The 22,810-nt window shown below is 71.3% G+C and carries 15 protein-coding genes; 5 read left to right on the top strand and 10 right to left on the bottom strand.

Going from position 1 to position 22,810, the window contains the following annotated elements:
• Positions 1–126 precede the first annotated feature (126 nt).
• The 6 genes from P2Q00_RS04360 to P2Q00_RS04335 all read right to left on the bottom strand — a co-directional run bounded on the left by P2Q00_RS04360 (position 127) and on the right by P2Q00_RS04335 (position 7,004).
• Positions 127–1,086 carry a threonine/serine dehydratase family protein gene (locus P2Q00_RS04360; protein ID WP_275769730.1) on the bottom strand — a complete coding sequence of 320 codons (960 nt, stop codon included), beginning with the start codon at positions 1,084–1,086 and terminating at the stop codon, positions 127–129.
• An 89-nt stretch (positions 1,087–1,175) separates the two neighbouring features.
• Positions 1,176–2,213 carry a polyprenyl synthetase family protein gene (locus tag P2Q00_RS04355; protein WP_275769729.1) on the bottom strand — a complete coding sequence of 346 codons (1,038 nt, stop codon included), beginning with the start codon at positions 2,211–2,213 and terminating at the stop codon, positions 1,176–1,178.
• On the bottom strand, positions 2,210–3,250 hold the full coding sequence (locus tag P2Q00_RS04350; protein ID WP_275769728.1) for a tetratricopeptide repeat protein: 1,041 nt from the start codon (positions 3,248–3,250) through the stop codon (positions 2,210–2,212). Before P2Q00_RS04350 ends, P2Q00_RS04355 begins: the two co-directional genes overlap by 4 nt.
• A 194-nt stretch (positions 3,251–3,444) precedes the next feature.
• The gene (locus P2Q00_RS04345; RefSeq protein ID WP_275769727.1) at positions 3,445–4,122 is read right to left on the bottom strand and encodes an AIM24 family protein; all 678 of its coding nucleotides are present in this window, start codon (positions 4,120–4,122) and stop codon (positions 3,445–3,447) included.
• A 64-nt stretch (positions 4,123–4,186) separates the two neighbouring features.
• Complete coding sequence (locus tag P2Q00_RS04340; RefSeq protein ID WP_275769724.1) at positions 4,187–5,719, bottom strand: CAP domain-containing protein; 1,533 nt, start codon at positions 5,717–5,719, stop codon at positions 4,187–4,189.
• Positions 5,720–5,801: 82 nt separating this feature from the next.
• Positions 5,802–7,004 (bottom strand): serine hydrolase domain-containing protein, encoded by a 1,203-nt coding sequence (locus tag P2Q00_RS04335; protein WP_425579491.1) that lies wholly within the window; start codon positions 7,002–7,004, stop codon positions 5,802–5,804.
• A gap of 256 nt (positions 7,005–7,260) precedes the next feature.
• On the opposite strand from P2Q00_RS04335, the gene P2Q00_RS04330 reads away from it, so the two are divergent.
• From P2Q00_RS04330 to P2Q00_RS04310, 5 genes are all read left to right on the top strand, one after another.
• On the top strand, positions 7,261–9,051 hold the full coding sequence (locus P2Q00_RS04330) for a M4 family metallopeptidase (RefSeq protein WP_275769721.1): 1,791 nt from the start codon (positions 7,261–7,263) through the stop codon (positions 9,049–9,051).
• A gap of 472 nt (positions 9,052–9,523) precedes the next feature.
• Complete coding sequence (locus P2Q00_RS04325; RefSeq protein WP_275769719.1) at positions 9,524–10,711, top strand: ROK family transcriptional regulator; 1,188 nt, start codon at positions 9,524–9,526, stop codon at positions 10,709–10,711.
• Positions 10,712–10,737: 26 nt separating this feature from the next.
• Positions 10,738–12,552 (top strand): alpha-galactosidase D, encoded by a 1,815-nt coding sequence (locus P2Q00_RS04320; protein WP_275769717.1) that lies wholly within the window; start codon positions 10,738–10,740, stop codon positions 12,550–12,552.
• 20 nt (positions 12,553–12,572) lie between these two features.
• Positions 12,573–14,939: a glycosyl hydrolase family 95 catalytic domain-containing protein gene (locus P2Q00_RS04315; protein ID WP_275769715.1), complete on the top strand. Its 2,367-nt coding sequence runs from the start codon at positions 12,573–12,575 to the stop codon at positions 14,937–14,939.
• Positions 14,936–16,183 (top strand): SGNH/GDSL hydrolase family protein, encoded by a 1,248-nt coding sequence (locus P2Q00_RS04310; RefSeq protein WP_275769713.1) that lies wholly within the window; start codon positions 14,936–14,938, stop codon positions 16,181–16,183. The genes P2Q00_RS04315 and P2Q00_RS04310 overlap by 4 nt, the downstream gene beginning before the upstream one ends.
• A gap of 2 nt (positions 16,184–16,185) precedes the next feature.
• Here P2Q00_RS04310 and P2Q00_RS04305 read toward each other — a convergent pair whose 3' ends face one another.
• The 4 genes from P2Q00_RS04305 to P2Q00_RS04290 form a co-directional block, all read right to left on the bottom strand.
• Positions 16,186–19,152 (bottom strand): helix-turn-helix transcriptional regulator, encoded by a 2,967-nt coding sequence (locus P2Q00_RS04305; protein WP_275769711.1) that lies wholly within the window; start codon positions 19,150–19,152, stop codon positions 16,186–16,188.
• A gap of 143 nt (positions 19,153–19,295) precedes the next feature.
• Complete coding sequence (locus tag P2Q00_RS04300) at positions 19,296–19,649, bottom strand: UBP-type zinc finger domain-containing protein (protein ID WP_275769710.1); 354 nt, start codon at positions 19,647–19,649, stop codon at positions 19,296–19,298.
• Positions 19,646–21,103, bottom strand: coding sequence for an ATP-binding protein (locus P2Q00_RS04295; RefSeq protein ID WP_275769708.1), 1,458 nt, complete (start codon positions 21,101–21,103; stop codon positions 19,646–19,648). Before P2Q00_RS04295 ends, P2Q00_RS04300 begins: the two co-directional genes overlap by 4 nt.
• On the bottom strand, positions 21,100–22,776 hold the full coding sequence (locus P2Q00_RS04290; RefSeq protein ID WP_275769707.1) for an NAD(P)/FAD-dependent oxidoreductase: 1,677 nt from the start codon (positions 22,774–22,776) through the stop codon (positions 21,100–21,102). The genes P2Q00_RS04295 and P2Q00_RS04290 overlap by 4 nt, the downstream gene beginning before the upstream one ends.
• Between the last annotated feature and the right edge of the window lie 34 nt (positions 22,777–22,810).

Genomic DNA, 22,810 nt, shown 5'->3' with positions numbered 1-22,810 from the left:
GTTCAAAGGATCCGCAAATCATCGGTGCCCGCGGGCATTTGTTCATGTGCCGTTGCGGGAATTCATGGAAGTCCCGTTATCCTGACCGGAATTCAAGGACAGCATTCAGAGGGCAACGACCGAAACTCAGCGCAGTCCGAAGCGTGTCGCCCACTGCATGACATCGCCGGTCGTCGCGTTGCCCCCGCACACGACCAGCCCGAGCCGGGCGCCCTCACCGACCCGCTCCAGGACCTGCCGGGCCGCGGGCAGGAGACAGCCGGCCGCGGGTTCCGCCCATACCTTGGCGTGGTCGGCGAGGTCCAGCGTGCCCTGCACCGCCTCCCGGTCCGGCACCACGAGCACCTCGTGGACCAGCGCGGACACATGGTCGTAGGTCAGCTGCGAGACGGACGGTGCGCTGAGCGTGGTCACGATGGACGACAGGGCGACCGGCACCGGGCCGCCCGCCGCCAGCGCCTGGGACATGGCCTGGGCGCCCTCGGTCTCCACGCCCCAGATCCGCACGTCCGGCCGCCGGTCCCGCAGGGCCGCCGCGACGCCGGAGATCAGTCCGCCGCCTCCGATGCTGACGAGCACGTCGGTGACGTCACCCGCGTCGGCGGCGAACTCCAGTCCGACGGTGCCCTGCCCGGCGACGACCACCGGATCGTCGAACGGATGGACCAGCGTCAGCCCTTCCTCCTGCAGCGGCTTCATCAGCGCGAACGCCTCACCCATGTCGGCGGCCAGCCGCACCGACGCCCCGGCGGCCTCCGCGATCTCGACGGAACGGGCGGGCGCCGACCGCGGCATGACCACCGTGGCCTTCACATCGAGGGCGGCCGCCATGACCGCGAGGGCGATCCCGTGGTTGCCGCCGCTGACCGCCACGACTCCGGCGGCCCGCTCGCCGGCACTCAGCGAGAGCAGCTTCGCCGTCGCCCCGCGCGCCTTGAACGACCCGGTGCGCTGCAGCAGTTCGAGCTTGACTGTGACCGGGACGCCGAGCAGGTCGGCCAGTCCCGGGCTCGGCAGCGTCGGCGTACGCACGACGTGCCCGGCGATGTGCTCGGCCGCGGCTTCGACCTCGGAGATCCCGATCAACACGGCAACCCTTTCCGGCACGGGGGCGACGGCCCGCGCCGCTTCGCACCCTGACGCGAGAGACGGCGCAGGTCAAACCATTTGGGGTTTCAGAGATCCCGCCGCACCAGATACTCCAGCAGCGATCGCAGCTCGTGCACCGGACGTGCCTCCAGGGCCACGTCGGCGAGAGCCGTCTCCACCGCGGCGATGTGACCCTCTGCTTCGGCCAGCGCGACCGACCGGCCGTCCAGCGTCTCGATCAGCGCGGCCGCCTCCTCCGGGTCCCCGCCCGCATCCAGAAGTGCGGCGAGACGTTGGGCCCCGGGGGCATCGGAGTCGAGTGCGGCAAGCACCGGGAACGTCTTCTTCCGCTCCCGTAGATCGCCGTGCACGGGCTTCCCGGTGACCGTGGGATCGCCCCAGATGCCCAGGACGTCGTCGATGACCTGGAAGGCGATCCCGAGGTGGCGCCCGGCCCGGTCGAGGGCGTCGACCACCGAGGGCGCCGCACCGCCGAGCAACGCGCCGAGTGCGGCGCCGCAGCCGAGCAGTGCGCCCGTCTTGTGCTCGGCCATCGCCCGGTACTCCTCCGGCCGCACCCGCTGCGGCCCCGTCCACGGGCGTGCGGCGAACAGCAGGTCGTCCGCCTGGCCGCGCACCAGGTCACCCAGCGCCGCCGAAAGCACCCGCACGGCGTGTGGCCCGCCCGGTGCGGCGGCGAGGGTCTCGACGGCCAGCGCGAACAGCGCATCCCCCGCCAGGACGGCGGGTCCGGTGCCGTACGCCTTCCAGACGGTGGGGCGGCGGCGCCGGGCCGCGTCGCCGTCCATGATGTCGTCGTGGAGGAGGGAGAAGGTGTGCACCAGCTCCACGGCGACCGCCGCGGGCACTCCGGCCCGCCCGGGTGCGCCCGCCGCCTCGGCCCCGAGCACGGCCAGCGCCTGCCGTAGGCCCTTCCCGCCGGACGCGACGGCCGGCGCACCGCCCACCTCGCACCAGCCGAAGGAGTACGCGGCCATCTCACCCACCCAAGGATGCATCCGCCCGACGGCCTCCACCAGCGCGGGTCGCACCAACTCACGGCAGCGGTCAAGGACTTCGGGAGCGTCGGCCGGCGCCGTCAACGCCGCGGGAAGCGCCGTCACCGTACGGCCTCCGCCCCGACACCGAACTCCTCCTGCGCCCGCGCCACCATCTCCCGCGCGTGCCGCAACCCGATTCGCCCCAGCTCATCTGCCAGTTCGGCGAGTTCGGCCGCCGTCTCGGCCCGGTCACGGCCCAGTCGGGCCAGCGACTTGGCCAGCCCGAGCCGCGCCAGCGCCTCCCCGCGCGGCTCGCTCATCGCACGGAACTCCGCCAGCGCCTGCTCGTACAGATCACGGGCCTCGTCGTAACGCGCCGCCCGGTACAGCACGTTGCCGCGCATCTTGTGGTTGTAGGCCAGTGCGCTGGACAGCTTCATCGCACGGCAGGTCGTCTCCGCCTCGGACAGCAGCCCGAGCGCCCGCTCGACGTCCCCGTCCCGCACGGACACGATGTCGGCGAGCCCGCGCAGCGCCCACGCGTGACCGCGCCGGTCCTCGGCGCGCGCGGCTATGCCGGCCGCCTCCTCGAACAGGGCGTACGCCGTGTCGTACTCACCCGTGTTGCGGTGGATCTGCGCGATGCCCTCCAGCGCCCACACCGTGTGCCGCGCCTCGCCACGCCGCCGCGCCTCGGCCAGCAGCTGCTCGTGCAGCCTGCGGACGGCCTCGTAGTCGCCCTGGATGCGGCCGGTCTCGGCGAGTCCCGCAAGGGAGTAGCCGCGTACGACGACGTCGCCGCCCGCCTCGCCGAGTTCGGCGGCGAGCCCCAGCAGCCGCCAGGCCAGCGGGAAGGCACCCCGCTGCCGGGCCAGGGTGCCGCCGCTCCACAGCGCCCACGCCATCGCCGCCGTGTCCCCGGCCGCCCGGGCGGCACGGTAACTCGCCTTCCACGCCCGGTCGGCGTCCCCGACCTGCCCCAGCCGGCGGTGCGCCTCGGCGACCGCGAGCCCGGAGCGGGCCACCTCACCGTGGAGCCCGGCCCGCTCGGCCGCTCTCAACTCCCGTGTACCGGCGGCCAGTACGTCGGTGAGTGAGGAGTTCACGGAGAGGGTGGTGAGGGCGCCCTGGTACTCCGGGGCGAATGCCTTGCCGTACATGGATCCCTTTCGGTCCGTATGCACCCCACGTATACATGCCGTCTATACATGAAATGTATACATGGAGTGTATAGCACGTCGAAAATTGGCCCTGGCCCGCAGGGCCAGGGCATCACCTGCTGTGGATCAAGACGCCGTCGCCGCCGGAGAGGTTGCTCCTGAGGCGCAGATCACTTCACGGGGCGCGATGGGCCTCAGTGCTGCTGGGCCTTCTGAGGCGTCGCCTCGCTCGGCCGTACGACGACGTACCCGTCGCCCTGCAGCATCAACTGCACGGCCTCCCCGCTGCCCCCGCGCAGCATCGATCCGATGGACTGCGAACGGTGCAGCGAGGTGCCCAGACCGGCCGTCCAGCCGACGACCGCGTCCGTGTCCACGTACACCGGGAACTGCGGCGAGACCGGGATCACCAGCGGATTGCCCTCGCAGACCAGGCCCAGCCTGCCCTGCCCCGTGAAGACACTGTTGAACAGGCCGCCGCCGGCGATGCCCGCGCCCTTCACCGTCGCGATCCGGTACGACAACGAGGCGTCGAAACACAGGACGTTGCGGCCGTTGACGGTGAACTCGTCGCCGGGGTCGACCTCGACGATGAAACAGTTCTGTGCCTCGTGCGCGAACCAGGCCTCGCCCTGTCCGCGCACCGCCATGAGCGGCAGTCCCTCCCCGGTGACCGCGCGCTTGAGCATGCCGCCCACGCCCTGGCCCTTGCGCTCGAACTGGAGGTTGCCGCGGTAGGCGACCATGGCGCCCTGGCGGGCGAGCATCTCGCCGTTCACCGCGTATTTGATGCACTTGGCGTTCTCGATCGTCATGCCGGGCGCGGCGGCCGGCTGGACCATGTACTCGCTGGAAAAGAGGGAACCCTTCATGCGGGCATCCTGTCCCGGAGGATTCCATTCCGCCAAGATCGCGGGGAGGAGCGGTTTCCAGTGGTCAGGCGCCGAACAGCTGCGTCCAGTACATGCCGGCCGGGCCGCCGCCGGCGAAGCCGATCCCGATGTGGGTGAAAGCGGGCTTGAGGATGTTGGCGCGGTGGCCGGGGCTGTTCATCCAGCCGTCCACGACCTCGGCGGGGGAGCGCTGGCCGCAGGCGATGTTCTCGCCGATCGAGCGCCGGCGTGCACCCGCGGCGGCGGCCCGGTCCCAGGGCTGACCGCCTTCCGGCGATGTGTGCGAGTAGAAGGCGCGGGCCACCATGTCCGCGCTGTGCGCCTGCGCCGCGGTGGCGAGCAGGGGGTCCACGGCCAGCGGAGGCAGACCGGCCCTGGCGCGCTCCCGGTTGGTGAGGTCGACGACCTCGGCCGCCGTCCGCGCCAGGTCGCCCGGCGTGAGAGGTCTGGCCCACAGCGCGGTCCAGTACGTGTCGCCCGAGCGGCCGTCGCCGACGTACGCCAGGCCTGCGTGGGTGAAAGCCGGGTCGCGCAGGGTGCGGCCGGGCTGCTCGTCGCTCAGGCAGTACCGGACGAACTCGGCGGGCGTACGCGGGCCGGAGACCAGATGCTCGCCGACGGTGAGATATGCGTATCCGGCGGCCGTGACGCGCTGGTAGACGGAGACACCGTCCCGGCCCTCGACACCGAGGCACCCCGCCGCGGCCATGGCACCGGCATGGGCGCGGGCCGCGGACGTCAGACGGGCGTCGAGAACGACGGGCGGTGAACCGGCCGCGGCGCGAGCGGAGTTGACCAGACCGAGAAAGCCGTCGGGGTCGGCCGGGGTGGGGGAGTTGGAGCGGGCCCTGGGGATCGGTGGCGTCGGGGACGGCGGGCGGGCTCCGACGCGCGCTGGGGTCGGGGGTGTGGACCGGGGTGGCGAAGTCGGCGGTGTCGGAGGCGTGGGGTGGGACGGCCAGTTCGGTCGCGTCGGCGATGTGGGCCGGGACGGAGGCGGCGGTGGCGTCGGGGACGTGACCCGGGCCCCGGGTGTCCGTCGCGTCGCAGAGCTGGACTGCAGCCCGTGTGTCCTCGGCGGCACCGCCGAGGTCGCATCGTCGAGGACGTCCACGCCGAAGTCCCTCGCGAGACCGGCGAGCCCGTCGGCATACCCCTGCCCCAGGGCGCGCAGCTTCCAGCCGCCGCCCCGCCGGTAGAACTCCGCGAGCAGCAGCACCGTCTCCTGCGCCGGGCGTGGCGGGGTGAAGCTGGCCAGGCGGCGGCCGCCCGGATCCGAGACGTGGAGCGTGGGGGCCGGCAGGCGGCCCAGGGGAGTGCCGGGCTCGGCCGGGCTGACGACCACGGTGACCCTGGTGGCTCCCGGGCGCAGCCGCGGCGGGTCTACGGTGAGCGTGTCGCCGGTCAGCCGGGCGCCCGGGGCGGAGGGCTGGTTGTAGAACACGAAGTCGCCGTCGCCCCGGACCTTGCCCCCGTCGTCCGTGATCAGCGCCGACACGTCGAAGGGGCCTGGCACCCGGACCGTCACGGCACCAGCCGGAAGGGGCATGTTGCCCCCGGGGACCAACTCGCTCATTGCGCCGCCCTGGTGTCGTCGGTCGTGCCTGCAGTGGGCTCGACCGGACAACGTCCACCAGGGCGGGCGGGTTCCCGCCGGGTCAGCCGCGGGCAACCCCGGGAGCGATGTCCTCGTACCGCTCGACGGGCGCTGCCGCACGCCGTGTCTTCGTCTGCTTGCCGCAGAACGCGGACTCCAGCGTGCCCATCATCGTGTTGAGCACCGCAACGTTGTTGGAGGTGGTGGCCACCGCCGTGAGGCTGCGCCTGCCGTCCTTCGTGGCGAACGCGTACGTGTAGTAGCCCTGGACGGCGCCCGTGTGCCCGTACACCGAGATCCCGCACGACAGCTGACGGCGCCGCAGCCCCAGCCCGTAGGCCTGGGTGCTGTCGACCGGCACCATGCGCTCCATCTGCTGAAGCTGCGCGTGCGACGTCAGCCGGCCGCCGAGCAGGGCGGAGAAGAAGGTGTTCAGATCCCGCGTGCTGGAGATGACCGCACCCGCGCTCTGCGCCCAGGACATCGTCTGCTCGGTGGCGTCGATCATCGGCGCGCCCGCCCGGTCCGGGGCGAGATACCCCCTGGCGTGGCGGCCGGGGATCTTCGTGCCGGGGACGACGTAGAAGGTGTCGCGCAGTTTCAGCGGCTTGAAGATGCGGTTCTCGTACTCCGTCCGTACGGAGTGCCCGGTCAGCTTCTCGACGAGCATGCCGGCGACCACGAAGTTCGTGTTGGAGTACGAGTACGTGACGCCCGGGGCGCCGGTGCGCCCGTGCCACAGCGAGCGGTTCAGGAGCTGACGGTAGGTGAAGACCTTGGTGCGGACCGCCTCGAAGCCGGGCACCGACTTCGAGAACATCGCGTTCGTGTAGTCGTACAGGCCGCTGCGGTGGCCCAGGAGCTCGCGCACTGTGATCGTGCGGTCCGGCAGCAGCCCCGGCAGATAGCGCTCGACGGGGGCGTCGAGTCGCAGCTTGCCCTCGTCGGCCAGTTGCATCAGCACGACGGTCGTGAAGGTCTTGGTGACGCTGCCGATGCGGAACCGGTCGGCATTGCTGATCGGCCGTCGGCTCCTGCGGTCCGCGAAGCCCATGGCGGCCCACTGGATCCTGCCGTGGTCGTCGATCCGGGCGACCGCGCCCGGCGCGCCCTGCCGGTACGCGGTGGCGAGAACCCTCTGAAGGCCCGTCAGGTCGGGCTTCGGCAGCGTCCCGGTGGGGGTGCCGTGTGCGGGGACCGTGAGGAGGGAGAGCACGACCGTTCCCAGGACCGTGCCCTTGGATGCGAGATGGGTCACATTCACGTGAGGCAACTTTCTTCCGTGTCGTCACATCTCCACAGTCGACGCACAGTTCGTCACCCGCTGATCACTGAGCGATGTGGATTTGCAAAGTATTGCCATATATCGCACGGAAAGCGATATTTTAGTCTTTACATGGACATGACTCGTCCGAAAGGGTTACTTCCCGGGGCCCGACCAGCCCCCATGGCACCCAACGGAGCCATGCGTCAAGGCGGTTGGTGATCCCGGCCGCCTTGCAAGGAAGGAACCCTCATCAGTGCGTAGACCGCACATACGCAGCGTGGCGGTCGCCGTCGCTGTGACGACGGCCGCCACGGGTCTGGCCGGCACAGCCTTCGGCACCACCACCGAGACGGGGCACGCCACCGCCGCCACCACGGCCGCGTCCGTGGTGTCCGCCGCCCGCGCCGCCGCCTTCGCCCACGCCTCTGCGACCGGCGTCTCCCAGGGCGACGAACTGCAGGCCCAGGACGTCATGATCGACCCGGAGGGTGCCCGGCACGTCCGGTTCACCCGGGCGCATCAGGGCATGACGGTCCTCGGTGGCGACCTCGTCGTTCACCTCACCAAGCAGTTGGCGTACGCGGGTGTCACCCGGGCCGCCGGGCACACCGTCAAGCCCGCCGCCACCACCGCCAAGCTGTCGGCCGCCGAGGCCCAGCAGAAGGCGGCCGCGGCCGCCAAGGGCGACGCCGGGACCGCCGAACTCGTCGTGGACGCCCGTGACGGCGCCTCCGCCCTCGCCTACCAGGTGTCGGTCACCGACAGTGGCACCGCCGAGGGCACCGGCTCCCGGACGGTCGTCGTCGACGCCCTCACCGGCAAGGTGCGCAGCAACACGCCCGACAGCGACGAGTTCCTCTCGCCCGGGCTGCTCGACACCCTGCGCGAGCGCGGCGAGAAGCTCGACCCCGCCACGGGCGTCGGCTCCCAGGTCGCCGGACTCACGGCGGCTTCGTCTGCGGTTGGCGCCACCCGCTACCCGTCGACGGCCCACGGCACCGGCAAGTCCCTCTTCGTCGGCGTCGTCCCGCTCACCACCACCCGCACGGCCCGTACCACCTACCTGCTCAAGGACCCCACCCGCTGGGGCACCGAGACCCGGGACGCCAAGGGCCAGGAGCTGGAGAGCTTCGCGCGCGGCAAGAAGATCACCACCACCAACGATGTCTTCGGCAACGGCGCCGTCTCCAGCCGGAACAGCGCCGCCGCCGACGCCCAGTACGGCGTCACCAAGACCCTGGACTTCTACAAGAAGACCTTCGGTCGCAAGGGCATCGAGAACAACGGCAAGGGCGCCCACGCCATGGTCCACTTCGGCAACAAGGTGGCCAACGCGTTCTGGGACTCGACCTGTGACTGCATGCTCTACGGCGACGGCGACGGCGACATGTTCAAGAAGCCGCTGGTCGCCCTGGACGTCACCGGCCACGAGCTGACCCACGGCGTGGTCGACGCCACCGCCAAGCTGGAGCCCACCCGCGTCGACGCGGAGGGCAACCAGTACGGCGAGCCGGGCGCGCTGAACGAGTCCCTCGCGGACATCTTCGGCTCGAACGTCGAGTTCTTCGCCAACAACCCGAAGGACACGCCGGACTACCTCATCGGCGAGAAGATGGGACTGGCCCAGAAGTTCCTGCGCCGCCTCGACCACCCGTCGCTCGACCGGCTCGAGGGCACGATCGACTACTGGTCGCCCGAGGCGTACGACGCCGAGGTGCACGCCGGTTCCGGCGTCTCCTCGCACGCCTACTACCTGCTCGCCGAGGGCAGCGGCCAGAAGACGATCGGCACCGTCAAGTACGACTCGCCGACGTACGACGGCTCGACGGTCAAGGGCATCGGCCGCACCAAGGCCACGGCCATCTTCTACCGGGCCCTGACCCGCTACATGGTCTCCACGACCGACTTCCACAACGCGCGCGTCGCGACGCTGAAGGCGGCCAAGGACCTCTACGGCGCGGACAGCACGGAGTACAAGACGGTGGACCAGGCCTGGTCCGCGGTCAATGTCACCGAGGCCAACACCCCGGCCGCGCACCGCTGACCGCGGAGCGAGGACACCGGTCCGGGCGCCCCGCACAACGGGGCGCCCGGGTCGGATCCACTGCTTCTCCACCTCCTGCGCCACAAGGAACACAGTGCCGCAGGAGGGACAGCGCCCCTCGCCGAAGACGTACGTCAGAGCCCGGGCGGCCTCCGCCTGTCCTGCTGCGGTCGCCTCGCCGCGCAGCCGCGCCTGCCCGTCCGTCCCGCCCACGTAGTCCTCGGCCGACACAAACGTCCGGACCACACCGCGTCGTCCTCGGCGCCGCCGATCCGTAGGCGTGGGTCAGCTCGCGCCAGTCGATCGTCGTCATACGGGCGATTGTGCCCTCCGGCACTGACATAGCCGGATCAGCTGCCAACACCTGCACCTCACCCGTCATTTGAAGGCCACCGGAACCTCACAGTCACCCTTCAGGCGATTCCTGTTTCTTTTATTGACAGCGGAAAATAACGGCCCTAGGTTCCCGGCCATGCGCTCGACCCCGACTGCCGAGACGTTCCCCGCCCATACGCCTGCCGCTTCGCAGATCTTCACCACGGTCCTGTCCCAAGGGCCCCTGACCCGCCTGGAGGTGGCCCGCCGGGCCGGGTTGTCTGCGGCCGCCGTCACCAAGGCCGTCCGTCCGCTGCTTGCAGACGGCTATCTGGTGGAGACCGCCGACGAGGAGGCGCGCCCGGCCCTCGGACGGCCCGCGACCCTGGTACGGGTCGACGGCGGACGGGCGCTGTTCATCGGCGTCAAGGCCACCGGCGACGAGCTCATCGGCGTGCTGACCGACCTGTGCTGCCGTATCCGGCTCGCCCGGCGTGTACCACTGACGGACAGGGCGACCAAGGCCGTGCTGGCCGCGATGACTGACCTGGTGCACGAACTGCTCGCCGAGGCCGAGGACTTCGGCACGCCCGTCCTCGGCCTCGGCGTCGCGGTCTCCGGCGACGTCGACCGCACCGAAGGGGTCGTCCGCTATTCGCCCTTCCTGGACTGGCGGGATGTGTCCCTCGCCGAACTCGCCGCCGAGGCAACAGGGCTGCCGGTCACCGTCGAGAACGACGTACGTGCCCTGACCGTCGCCGAGCAGTGGTTCGGGGCCGGAGTGGGGCTGTCCGACTTCGCCGTGGTGACGGTCGGCGCCGGTATCGGCTGCGGCCTCGTGGTGCACGGCCGGGTGATCGCCGGTGCGCACGGCGTCGCCGGCGAGATCGGTCATGTGACCGTCGACCCGGCGGGACCGCCCTGCCGCTGCGGCAACCGCGGCTGTGTGGAGGCGATCGCGGGGGACGCCGCGATCGTCCGCCGGATCCGCGAGACCACGGGCGTCGAGGTCGCCGACACCGCCGAGGCCGTGACCCTGGCCCACCAGGGGGTCGCCGGAGCCCGCGAGGCGTACGCCAGGGCGGGCGAGGCGATCGGCCGCGGCATCGCCACCGTCGCCAATCTTCTCGGCCCCGAACGCGTGATCATCTCCGGCGAGGGCCTCGCCGCCTACGACCTGTTCGCCGAGCAGATCCGCGACACGTTCGCCGCGGCCGCCTTCGGCTCCGCCGCCGACTGCGACGTACAGACCCGCCCGCTCCCCTTCGAGGAGTGGGCCCGCGGGGCCGCGGCCACCGCGATCCAGTCCTTCATCACCCCCGACGAACCACGCCCGAGCCGCTGAACCAACTCCCCCTGGAGGTACGACCCATGCGGTCATCCTCGTACTCCGTCATGCCCGCACGCACCCTGAGAGCCGTGGTGGTCCTCGCACTCGCCGCCGCTGCCGTCACCGTCGCCCCCGCGGTCCGGGCCGAGACCACCGCACCCGCCGCGAGCACGGCACCCGCCCTCGCGGCCAAGCCCTATATGGGCTGGTCGAGTTGGAGCATGCAGTCGTCCAAATACCCCGGCCTCAACCCGGACGGCGACTACAGCTATCTCACTGAGGCGAACGTCTCCAAGCAGACCGATGCCCTCGCCGCCAAGCTGAAGAAGTACGGCTACGAATACGTCAACATCGACGCAGGCTGGTGGCGCGACAACGCCTGGAAGCCCGAATACGACCAGTACGGCCGCCAGCAGGCCGACCCGAAGCGCTTCCCCAGCGGAATGAAGGCCGTCGCCGACCGCATCCACGCCAAGGGCCTCAAGGCCGGCATCTACCTGCCCGCCGGTCTGGAGAAGGAGGCGTACGGCGACGGCAGAACACCCGTCTGGAACGCCGACGGCTGCACCACTGCCGACATCGTCCACAGCGATCTGCGCACCACCAACGGCTGGGACAGCTCCTACCAACTCGACTTCTCCCGCCCCTGCACCCAGAAGTACATAGATTCGCAGGCCGAGTTGATCGCCGGCTGGGGCTACGACTTCCTCAAGCTCGACGGCGTCGGCCCCGGCTCCGGAAAGAGCGGCGACCAGTACGACAACGTTGCCGACGTGGCCGCCTGGAACAAGGCCATCGCCGCCACCGGCCGCCCGATCCACCTCGAACTGTCCTGGTCCCTGGACATCGGACACGCCGCCGACTGGAAGAAGTACTCGCAGGGCTGGCGCATCGACACCGACGTCGAGTGCTACTGCAACACCCTGGTCAGCTGGGAGAACTCCGTCGACGACCGCTGGGACGACACCCCCGGCTGGACGCGGCATGCGGGCCCCGGCGGCTGGAACGACCTCGACTCGCTGGACGTCGGCAACGGCGGGATGGACGGCCTGACCAAGGCCGAGCGGCAGAGCTACGCCACCCTGTGGGCCATCGCCAAGTCACCGCTCTTCACCGGCGACGACCTCACCCGCCTCGACTCCTACGGCCTCTCCCTGCTGACCAACAAGGAGGTGATCGCGCTCAATCAGGGCAACACCCCGCCCGCACGTCCGATCACCCCGTCCGACCCGCAGCAGGTGTGGGCCGCGAAGAACCCCGACGGCACCTACACCGTCGCCCTGTTCAACCTTGCCGACCGTCCCGCCGCAGTCTCCGCCTCCTGGGCCTCCCTCGGCTTCACCGGCACGGCCGCCGTGCGCGACCTGTGGAACCACGAGAACCTCGGCACCCACAAGGACAAGGTCACCGAGGCCCTGCCCGCCCACGGCTCCCGCCTGTTCACCGTCACCCCGCACGGCAGCACGCTCGCCTACACCGGCTACGAGGCCGAGTCGCCCGCGAACACCCTCACCGGCAACGCCTCCGTCGCCGACTGCTCCGCCTGCTCGGGCGGCCACAAGGTCGGCAACCTCTACCTCGGCGGAAAGCTCACCTTCAACGACATCGTCGTCCCCAAGGCCGGCACCTACCAGGTGAAGATCGACTACGTCAGCGGCGACGCCCGTTCGGTCGCCGTCTCCACGAACGGCGGCGGCGCGGCGAACCACAAGTTCCCGTCCACCGGCGACTGGTCGACGGCCGAAACGGTCAGTGTGCCGTTGACCCTCAAGGCCGGCTCCAACACGATCACCTTCGACAGCGGCAACAGCTACGCGCCGGACATCGACCGGATCGACGTACCGAAGTCGTCCTGAACGACCCACCAGGAGCCGCCATGACCACCGACCCGTCCCGCCTGCTGCCCAGACGCAGCCTCATCGCCCTCGCCGCGACCACTGGAGCCGCCCTGGCCGCCCTCCCCGCCTTCACCGCCTCCGCGGCACCGAAACGGCCCGTGAACTCGGCCCCGTACGACGGCAGTTCACCCGACACGCTCTGGTGGGAGGCCCCCGCCGACGACAACTCCATGATCGAACAGGGACTGCCCGTCGGCAACGGCCGCCTCGGCGCCCTCGCGAGCAACGACCCCGGCCGCGAACTCCTCCTCCTCACCGACGCCACCCTGTGGACCGGCGGCCTCAACGACCAGCTGGACGCGGACGGCCAATTCCCCTACGACCGAGACAACTTCGGCTCCTTCACCCTGCTCGGGCGGCTCACCGTCGACATCCCCGACCACGACCTCGGCGCCGTCACCGGCTACCGCCGCACCCTCGATCTCGCCCAGGGCGTGGTGACCACGTCGTACACCCGCTCACGTGTGACCTATGAGCGGCAGATCTTCGCCAGCCGTCCCGACGACGTGATCGTCCTCCACTTCACCCAGAGCGGAGGCGGCCGCTACACCGGCACCGTCAGGCTGGAGGGTACACACGGCGAGGGTGCGTCGGTCGCGTTCGGTGCTGCGTTTCCAGGCGGCCTGAAGTACGGAGCCGCCGTCACCGCATACGGCACCGGAGGTCGCGTCACGGTCAGCGGCTCGCAGATCGCCTTCGTCGGCTGCAAGGACCTCACTGTGGTGGTCAGCGGTGGTACCAACTACGCGCCGGACGCGGTCAAGGGCTTCCGCGACCCTTCCCTCGACCCCGAGCGCCTGGCACGCACCAAGGTCCGCGACGCCGCCGCCCACTCGGCCGACACTCTGCTGCGCACCCATGTCGCCGATCACCGCGCCCTGTTCGGGAAGTTCGACATCTCGCTGGGAACGTCGTCCGCCGAGCAGCGCTCCCTGGACACCTGGGAGCGGATCAAAGCGCGGACGGGCAGCGGCGACCCCGACCCCGAACTCGAAGCCGCCTATGTGCAGTTCGGCCGCTACCTGATGATCTCCGGGTCGCGCGGCAGCCTGCCGCTGGGCCTCCAGGGGCTGTGGCTCGACGGCAATGACCCGGCCTGGATGGGGGACTACCACACCGACATCAACATCCAGATGAACTACTGGATGGCCGACCGGGCCGGCCTTTCCGCCTGTTTCGACGCGTTCACCGACTACTGCGTCGCCCAGGCCCCCGCCTGGACCGATCTGACCCGCCGTCTGTTCAACGACTCCCGCAACCGCTACCGCAACTCCAGTGGCAGGAATGCCGGTTGGACGGTCGCCATCTCCACCAACCCCTTCGGCGGGGGCGGCTGGTGGTGGCACCCCGCGGGCAACGCCTGGCTGTGCAACACACTCTGGGACCACTACGAGTTCACGCGCTCGCGGTCCCATCTGGAGAAGATCTACCCGCTCCTCAAGGGCGCCTGCGAGTTCTGGGAGGCACGGCTGCTCACCACCACCCTCCCGGGCACCTCGCGCGAGGTGCTGATCGCCGACAGCGACTGGTCGCCGGAGCACGGTCCGCTCGACGCCAAAGGGATCACCTACGCCCAGGAACTGGTGTGGGCGCTGTTCGGTCATTACTGCACTGCGGCGGCCGAACTCAAGTGCGACAATGCATACGCGGCCACCGTTTCCGGCCTCCGCAAACGGCTGTATCTCCCGCAGGTGAGCCCGAAGACCGGCTGGCTGGAGGAGTGGATGTCCCCCGACAACCTCGGCGAAACCACCCACCGGCACCTGTCGCCGCTCATCGGGCTGTTCCCGGGCGACCGCATCCGCCCCGACGGCTCCATCCCGGCCGACATCGTGGCCGGTGCCACCGCCCTGCTCACCGCCCGCGGCATGGAGAGCTTCGGCTGGGCCAACGCCTGGCGCAGCCTGTGCTGGGCCCGCCTCAAGAACGCCGAGAGCGCCTACCGGCTGATCGTCAACAACCTCCGCCCCTCGACCAACGGCAGCAACGGCACCGCCGCCAATCTCTTCGACATCTACGAACTGGGCCCGGGCAACGGCGTCTTCCAGATCGACGCCAACCTCGGCACACCGGCCGCCGTCATCGAGATGCTCCTCTACTCCCGCCCGGGCCACCTGGAACTCCTGCCCGCGCTCCCCGACGCCTGGGCGAAGTCGGGCTCGGTGAAGGGCATCGGGGCCCGTGGCGGCTTCGTCGTCGACCTGCGCTGGCAGAACGGGAAGCCGACCGAGGCACTCATCCGCAGCGTGGGCGGCCGCACCACGACGGTGGCCTACGGCGACACGTCCCGGTCCGTGAGCCTCGAACCCGGCGGCTCCGTCACGCTGAAGGACTTCGCCCGGTGAGGGCCCGCTTCGCCCGAGCCGGCCGCCTGGGAGCCCTCCTGCTGCTGGCCGGTGCCATCCAGGCCACCCCGGTGCACGCATCCGGTGACCAGCCCGGATTCGTCGTAGTGGGAGCGCCCGTCGACCGCCGTGACGTCGTCACCTGGGGTGCGAGCGCCGACCGCATGGGCGACTCGGCCGCCGACCGCGGCTACCGCCTTGTGGTCCACACCAGCGTGGCCGGGAGCGACCTGCGGATCCGGCTCTCCAACGCCTTCGGGGACCGGCCGGTGACCTTCGACAGCGTCTACGCCGGCCGCCGGCAGGAGGGCGCCGCACTGGTCCCCGGCAGCAACCACCGGCTGACCTTTCGCGGCGCCCGCTCCGTCACCGTCCCCGCGGGCGCCGCCGCGCTGAGCGACCCCCTGCCCGGCAGACTCCCGGCCGCGACCGACCTGGTGGTCAGCATCCACTCACCGGACGCGGCAGGCCCCGCGACCGGCCACGGGATGGCCATGCAGACGTCCTACACGAGCCAGGGCGACCACACCGCCGAGGACAGCGCCACCCACTGGACCCAGACCATCGGCTCCTGGTCCTACCTGGACACCCTCTCCGTACGCCCGACCGCCGGCACCGCGGCAGTCGTGGCCCTCGGCGACTCCATCACCGACGGCTGGCAGTCGACCGCCGACCTCAACCGCCGCTGGCCCGACTACCTCGCCCGCCGGCTGCGATCCGCCGGCACCCACGTCAAAGGCGTGGCGGACGAGGGAATCTCCGGCAACCAGGTACTCGCCGACGGCGGCGGCCAGAGCGCCCTGAAGCGTCTGCAGCGCGACGTCCTCTCCCAGCCGGGCGTCCGCACCGTCTTCCTCTTCGAGGGCGTCAACGACCTCAAGGCGCACACGGGAGTCACCGCCCAGGACCTGATCGCCGGCTACCGCGAGATCGTCGAGCGGGTCCATGCGGCCGGCAAGTGCGTCGTCGGCGCGACCGTCGCCCCGTTCAAGGGCTGGCCGGAATGGGACCCGGCCGACGAGAAGGTACGCGGGGAAGTGAACCAATTCATCCGCAACAGCGGCGAGTTCGACGCCGTCACCGACTTCGATCACACCCTCCGCAGCCCCTACGACCCCGAGCGCATCCTTCCCGTCTTCGACGGCGGCGACCATCTGCACCCCAACGACAAGGGCATGCAGGCCATGGCGGACGCCGTCGACCTGACCAGTCTCGACTGCGCCGCCTCGCACCCCCGCGACTGAGGTCAGCCCGATGTCGTCGGCTCCGGTGCGATCAGCCCCTGCCGGTACGCGATCGCCACTGCCTCCGTACGGCTCGAAGCGCCCAGCTTGGCCAGGATGTTGGAGACGTGGACACTCGCCGTCTTGCCGGTGATGAACAGTTCCTCGCCGATCTGCCGGTTGCTGCGGCCGCGGGCGAGCAGCCGCAGCACGTCCTGCTCGCGGGCGGTCAGCGGCGAGAGGCGCTCGCCGTCCGACGCGGCATCGGCGAGGCGACCCCGGCGTATCAGATCGTCGATCCGCTCCAGCAGGGGCGCCGCGCCGAGCCGTCCGGCCACCGCTCTCGCCTCGCGCGCCTGCACGGCCGCCTCCTCGCGCCGCTCGGCCGTCAACAGGGCCTCGGCGAACCGCACTTGGCAGCGCAGGCGCTCATACACATCGCCGAAGCCGAACGCGGTCACCGCCTCCTCCCAGGCCGCCGCGTCCGGTCCGGACAGCGCCCGTACCCACTCCGCCTCGGCGCGGGCCAGCCAGGCCAGCCCTTCCGGGCCCTGGGCGGTGCCGTCCTCGCCGTGCAGGGCCGACTGCCGGGCGAGCTCGACCAGTTCGTCCGCGGTGTCCTTCCAGCGGTGCCAGTCGCCGCCGGACGAGCGCAGTTCCACCGCGGCGTCGGCGACCGCCGACAGGGCGAGCGCCGCCAGCCGGACCGAGGCGTAGGGGCGGTTGCCCACGTCGTCGGTCAGCGCGCCGACCGTGGCCCGCGTCCGCTCCACGGCAGCCTCCGGCTCACCCCGCAGCACCGCAGCCTCGGTCAGCGCGATGCCCGCGACCAGCGTCGCCATCCAGTCGAAGGGCCCCTCCAGCAGCACCCGGGCCCGCTCGACGGCACCCAGGTCGCCGCGGGCCAGCGCCACATACAAGGCAGGCCCCATGGCATACCCGCCCGCCGAGGGCAGCACGGCCGTGTCGGCTGCCGCGGCCCGCACGCACTCGTCCCAGCGACCCAGCGTGTACAGCACCAGCAGATGCAGATACCGCATCTCCAGCGGATACGGCGACGACAGCAGCCCGGCCCGGCGGGCGCGGTCCAGGCCCTCGGTCACCCACGGCAGACAGCCCTCCAGGTCGCCCGACTCGAAGCAGCCGACGGCGAGATTGAACAGGGCGCGCATCTCCACCGGCGCGTTCCCCGCCCGCCGGGCCAGCTCCCGGGCCTGCTCCAGCCGCGCACGGCCCTCGGCGGTGCGCCGGCCGCCGCCCTCCAGGACGGCCAGGGAGATGAGGAGGTCGGCCTGCGCGTCCGTGACCCGCAGCTGCTCGGCGACGCGCAGGGCCTCGCGGGCGACCCGCAGCGCCGTCTCGTTCTCTCCCATGTGGCGGGCCGTCATGACATGCGTGGCCGCCGCCCACACCCAGGTCCGGGTCGGCGGCTCGGCGGGGATCATGGCGAGCGCCTCGCTGCTGTAGGCGAACGCCGCCGTCAGACTGTCGACGCTCATCAGATTCCCGGCCAGCGTGTACCTGACCCGGGCGGCGAGTTCGGAGTCCGTGTCCTGGCCGATGCTCGCCAGCGCGGCCCGGGTGAGGGACACCGCCCGGTGCGACTCACCGGCATGCGCGGCCGCCGCCGAGGCGCGCAGCGTCAGCGTCACCCGGTCGACGCCGTCGCCCGAGGGGCGGGCCGCCGGGTCCACCGACTCCCAGAGATCCAGGGCCGTCTCCAGGTGCCGTAGCTCCTCGGCGGGTGCGCCCACCCGGTCGGCGTGCCCGGCCGCCTCCAGGGAGGCGGCGAGCGCCTCGGCCAGATCATGGCTCTCGCGGTAGTGGTGGGCGCGCTCGGCCGCGCTCTCGGCCCGGTGCCCGCGCCCCGTGAGGAGCCGGGCGAAGGAGCCGTGCAGCCGGGACCGCTCGCCCGGCAGCAGATCCGCGTACACCGCCTCCCGGGCCAGGGCGTGCCGGAAGGCGTATGTGTCCGCGTCGCCCGGCATCAGGAGCTGGCGGCCGATCGCCTCGCGCAGCGCCGCCTCCAGTGCGTCCTCGGGCAGCCCGACCGCGTCGCGCAGCAGGTCGTGCTCCACCCGCCGCCCGGCGACGGCAGCGGTGCGCAGCACCTGCTGGGCGGTGTCGGACAGCTGCTCGATACGGATGAGGAGGACGTCGGCCAGCCCGCTGGGCACGCCGCCCGCCTCCGTGTCCGTGGCCGCGAGCAGCTCCTCCGCGTAGAAGGCGTTGCCCTCGGCGCGCTCGACGATCCCGCGGACCGTGGCCTCCGGCAGCGGACGGTCCTGCAGCGCGCGCACCAGCCGGGTCACCTCGGCGTCGGCCATGGGCCGCAGCTCGAGCCGCTCGACGGCAGGCAGCCGCACCAGCTCGGCGAGGAGAGGGCGCAGGGGGTGGCGGCGGTGCAGGTCGTCCGCGCGGTACGAGGCGAACACCGCGAGCCGGTGCGTGGGCGCACCGCCCGCGGGCCGCTGCAGGATTCCCCGGCTGAGCAGGAACCGCAGCAGGTCCCGGGAGGACTGGTCGGCCCAGTGCAGGTCCTCCAGGACCAGCAGCAGGGGAGCGATCTCCGACAGATCGGCCAGCAGCCCCGCCATGCCCTCGAACAGCCGCAGCCGTCCTCCCACATCCCGCACGGCGTCCGTCCCCGCACCCAGCAGCCGGTCCACCACCGGATGCGCGGCCAGCGCCTCCGCGAACCGCTCGTCGGCCGACAGCACGCCCAGCACCTCGGTGAACGGCAGATACGGCAGCCCGACGTCACCGAGGTCCACGCAATGACCGGTGAGGACCGTCATCCCGGCCCGGGCGGCCCGCCCCGCGACCTCGTCCAGCACCCGGGTCTTGCCCACCCCGGCGTCCCCGGCGAGCAGCACGGCCCGGGCCTCCCCGCCGCGGGCCCGCTCCAGCATCCCGGCCAGCCGGGCGATCTCGTCGTCCCGGCCGATGAACGGCGGGGTGAATGGCGTGGTGAATACGGTCTGCGGCACGGATCCATCCTGGCACGCAGCACTGACAGTGCTTCTGAAACTGGGGGTGCTGCAACGGCCCTCCAGGGGCGCGGGGAACTGCGCGACTTGCCACAGACAGCCCGCACCCGCCGCAACACGGTCCGTCCCAACCCCTTAGGCGATCAGGACCGCAGCTCCCGAGCCCAATCCTCCGGCACCCGCCCGGCAGGGCCCGGCGCCGGCTGGTCCGCGGGATGGCTCACCGGGGGAGCCAGGTCGGGTCCGGACTCGTACAGCTCGTTGGTGTCGAAGTTCCAGAACCAGCCCTCGCCCGGCTCGAAACTGCGGATCACCGGGTGGCCGGTGTCCCGGTAGTGGGCGCTGGCGTGCTTGGCGGGGGAGTCGTCGCAGCAGCCGATGTGCCCGCACTGCGCGCAGCGCCGCAGATGGAACCACCAGCCGCCGACCGCGTCGCACTCGACGCACCCGCTGCCGCTCGGCGGGATGCCGGTGTCGATTCCGTTGGCGCTGGTCATGCGGGCTCCTCCGGTGTGTCGTCGTCCGCCGCGGTCAGGGGCAGGAGGACCTGGAAACGGGTGTCGCCGGGCTCGGACTCCACCTGGAGGGTGCCGTGGTGCTTGTTGACGACGATCCGCCAGGAGATGTCCAGACCCAGCCCGGTGCCCTCACCCACCGGCTTGGTGGTGAAGAAGGGGTCGAAGATGCGGCCGCGGATCTCCGGCGGCACGCCGGGCCCGGTGTCGCGGAACTCCACCAGCAGCCGGTCGTGGTCGAGAGCCGTCCGCACGGTCAAGGTGCCCTCTCCGCCGGTGCTGTTGATGGCGTGCACCGCGTTGTCGATCAGGTTGGTCCATACCTGGTTGAGCTCCGCCGGGTAGGCGGGGATCTTCGGGAGGGTGCGGTCGTAGTCCTTGACGACCTCGATCCGTGAGCCGATCTTGCCCGACAGCATCAGCAGGGTGCTGTCGAGGAGTTCGTGGACGTCGGCGTTCTGGTACGGGGCGCGGTCGAGCTGCGAGTACTGCTTGGCCGCGTCGACCAGGTGCGAGATACGGGTCGTGGAGTCCTCGATCTCGTCCATCAACAGCTCGGTCTCGACCGTGTAGTTGAGCCAGCCGATAGCCCCGGGCAGGATCTCCGGATCCACGTCCGCCGCGACCTGGTCCAGCCAGTCGATGTCCAGACCGGCCTGCACAAACGTGGGCGCAACCCGCCAGCCGTCCGGGATGCCGTGGTCGTCGAGCCAGTCGGTGAGTTGGTCCTCCCGGTCCGAAGCCTCCAGCGGGCTCAACGTCGGCGCCTTGGCGACGAGTTCGGCGGTGCGCTCCTGGACCTCGATGAGGTTCGCCAGGGCCTCGCGCGGATACGGGCCCGCGGAGATGACGCCCAGTTTGTGCCGCATCTTCGCGACCCGCTCGCGCAGCGTCGCGGTGGCCCGCACGGCGGCCGCCGCCGGGTTGTTGAGCTCGTGGGTGAGCCCGGCGGACAACGAGCCCAGCGCCAGCAGCCGTTCCCGCTGCCCGATGGCCCGCTGGGTGCTCTTCGAACCGAAGAACAGCCCCTCCAGCAGATGCACCGCCATCGGGAACCACTCCTGCATGATGGCCGCGAACGTGTCGGCGGGCAGCACGAAGAACCGCGTCGTCTCCGTGACGCGCATCGAGTTGTTGTAGACCTGCCGGACCCGGTCCTTGATGTACGCCTGCATGGCCCCGGCGTACACCCCGGGCTGCGAGGCACGCGTGACCTCCACGTCGTCACCGCCGACCCGCCGGGACAGCACGACCGTGCCTTCGATCATCACGAAGAAGCAGGTGGCGGGCTCGCCCTCGGTGTACACGGGCCCCGCCTCGAACCGCTCCACCCGCCCCTCGCTGCACAGCCGCCCCAGCTGCTCGGGGGTGAGCTTCTCGAACAGGAACAGCGCACCTATCTCCTGCGGGCTGCAGGGCATCACCTGCCCGCTCACGACTGCTCCAGATACCGGTGGACGAGCATCACGGCCATGGCTCCCTCTCCGACGGCGGACGCGACGCGTTTGGCGGACTCGGCGCGTGCGTCGCCCGCCACGAACACGCCGGGAATATTGGTCTCCAGGTGGTACGGCGGACGGTCCAGCTCCCAGTCCGCCGGAGGCCGCCCGTCGGGTGTCAGGTCGGGTCCGGCCAGGATGAACCCGTGCTCGTCCCGCAGCACCGTGCCGTCGAGCCAGTCGGTCAGCGGGGCCGCGCCGATGAACACGAACATCCACTGCGCGTCGACGAGTTCGGTCTCGCCGGTGTCCACGTCGCGCAGGGTGAGCTGCTCCAGGTGGTCGCTTCCGTGCGCAGTCTCGACGACGGTACGCGCGCGTACCGAGATGTTCGGCGCCTCGTTGATCTGCTGGATCAGGTAGTACGACATCGACGCCGACAGGTCCGCCCCGCGCACCAGCAGGGTCACCGACTTGGCGCCCCTGGACAGGTACATGGCCGCCTGCCCGGCGGAGTTGGCGCCGCCGACGATGTACACGTCGTGCCCCTGGCAGGAGGCCGCCTCGGTCAGCGCCGAGCCGTAGAACACCCCGCAGCCGGTCAGGTCGTGGCAGCCCGGCGCCTCCAGCTGCCGGTACGACACGCCGGTCGCGAGGATCACGCTGTGCGCGGCGACCGCCGAGCCGTCGGAGAACCGCACGGTCCGCGCGGACCCGTTGACCTCCAGTCCCGTGACCTGGCGCGCGGTGAGGATCTCCGCGCCGAACTTCGCCGCCTGCCGCCGGGCCCGGTCGGTCAGCTGGGCGCCCGACACGCCGTCCGGGAAGCCCAGGTAGTTCTCGATCCGCGAGCTCTGGCCGGCCTGCCCGCCGGTCGCCGACCGCTCCACGAGGACGGTCCGCAACCCCTCCGACGCCCCGTACACCGCGGCACCGAGCCCGGCGGGCCCGCCGCCGATGACGACGAGGTCGTAGAAGTCCGCCGCCGGCGTCGTCGCCAGCCCCACCTGCGCGGCCAGCTCGGGCGCCTCCGGCTCGACCAGGGGCGTCCCGTCCGGGGTGATCACGAGCGGCAGCCGCTGCCCGTCCTGCCCGGCCGCCGCCAGCAGCCGCTTCCCCTCGGGCTCGTCCGCCGAGTACCAGCGGTACGGCACCTGGTTGCGGGCCAGGAACTCCCGTACGTCCGAGGAACGCGCCGACCAGCGGTGCCCGACCACCTTGGTGCTGGGCACCGGCCGGAAGTCGCTGCAGCGCCAGGCCTCCAGCAGGTCGTCCAGGACGGGGTAGAGCTTCTCCTCGGGCGGGTCCCAGGGCTTGAGCAGGTAGTGGTCGAGGTCGACGACGTTGATCGCGTCGATGGCCGCGTTGGTGTCGGCGTACGCGGTCAGCAGCACCCGCCGGGCGCCCGGATACACGTCGAGGGCCTGTTCCAGGAACTCGATGCCGTTCATCTGCGGCATGCGGTAGTCGGCCAGGACGACGGCCACGAGATCACCGCGCAGCTTCAGCTCCCGCAGTGCCTCCAGCGCCGACTCGCCGGACTCCGCGCGGACGATCCGGTACGACTCGCCGTAGCGGCGCCGCAGGTCGCGGGCGACGGCTCGGGACACTCCCGGGTCGTCGTCCACGGTCATGATGACGGTCCGCGCTGCGTCGGACGCCTGTGCCATACGTCTCCCACCCCGAGTGGTCGGACCGACGGCA

This window comes from Streptomyces coacervatus, assembly GCF_029223485.1.
Classification (GTDB): Bacteria; Actinomycetota; Actinomycetes; order Streptomycetales; family Streptomycetaceae; genus Streptomyces; species Streptomyces coacervatus.
This window is presented reverse-complemented; position numbering and strand designations above follow the sequence as displayed.

Coding starts and splice junctions, on each gene's coding strand:
- P2Q00_RS04350 (WP_275769728.1), bottom strand. CDS start 3,250: ATGTACGGCAAGGCATTCGCCCCGGAGTACCAGGGCGCCCTCACCACC.
- P2Q00_RS04345 (WP_275769727.1), bottom strand. CDS start 4,122: ATGAAGGGTTCCCTCTTTTCCAGCGAGTACATGGTCCAGCCGGCCGCC.
- P2Q00_RS04340 (WP_275769724.1), bottom strand. CDS start 5,719: ATGAGCGAGTTGGTCCCCGGGGGCAACATGCCCCTTCCGGCTGGTGCC.
- P2Q00_RS04325 (WP_275769719.1), top strand. CDS start 9,524: ATGCGCTCGACCCCGACTGCCGAGACGTTCCCCGCCCATACGCCTGCC.
- P2Q00_RS04320 (WP_275769717.1), top strand. CDS start 10,738: ATGCGGTCATCCTCGTACTCCGTCATGCCCGCACGCACCCTGAGAGCC.
- P2Q00_RS04315 (WP_275769715.1), top strand. CDS start 12,573: ATGACCACCGACCCGTCCCGCCTGCTGCCCAGACGCAGCCTCATCGCC.
- P2Q00_RS04300 (WP_275769710.1), bottom strand. CDS start 19,649: ATGACCAGCGCCAACGGAATCGACACCGGCATCCCGCCGAGCGGCAGC.
- P2Q00_RS04290 (WP_275769707.1), bottom strand. CDS start 22,776: ATGGCACAGGCGTCCGACGCAGCGCGGACCGTCATCATGACCGTGGAC.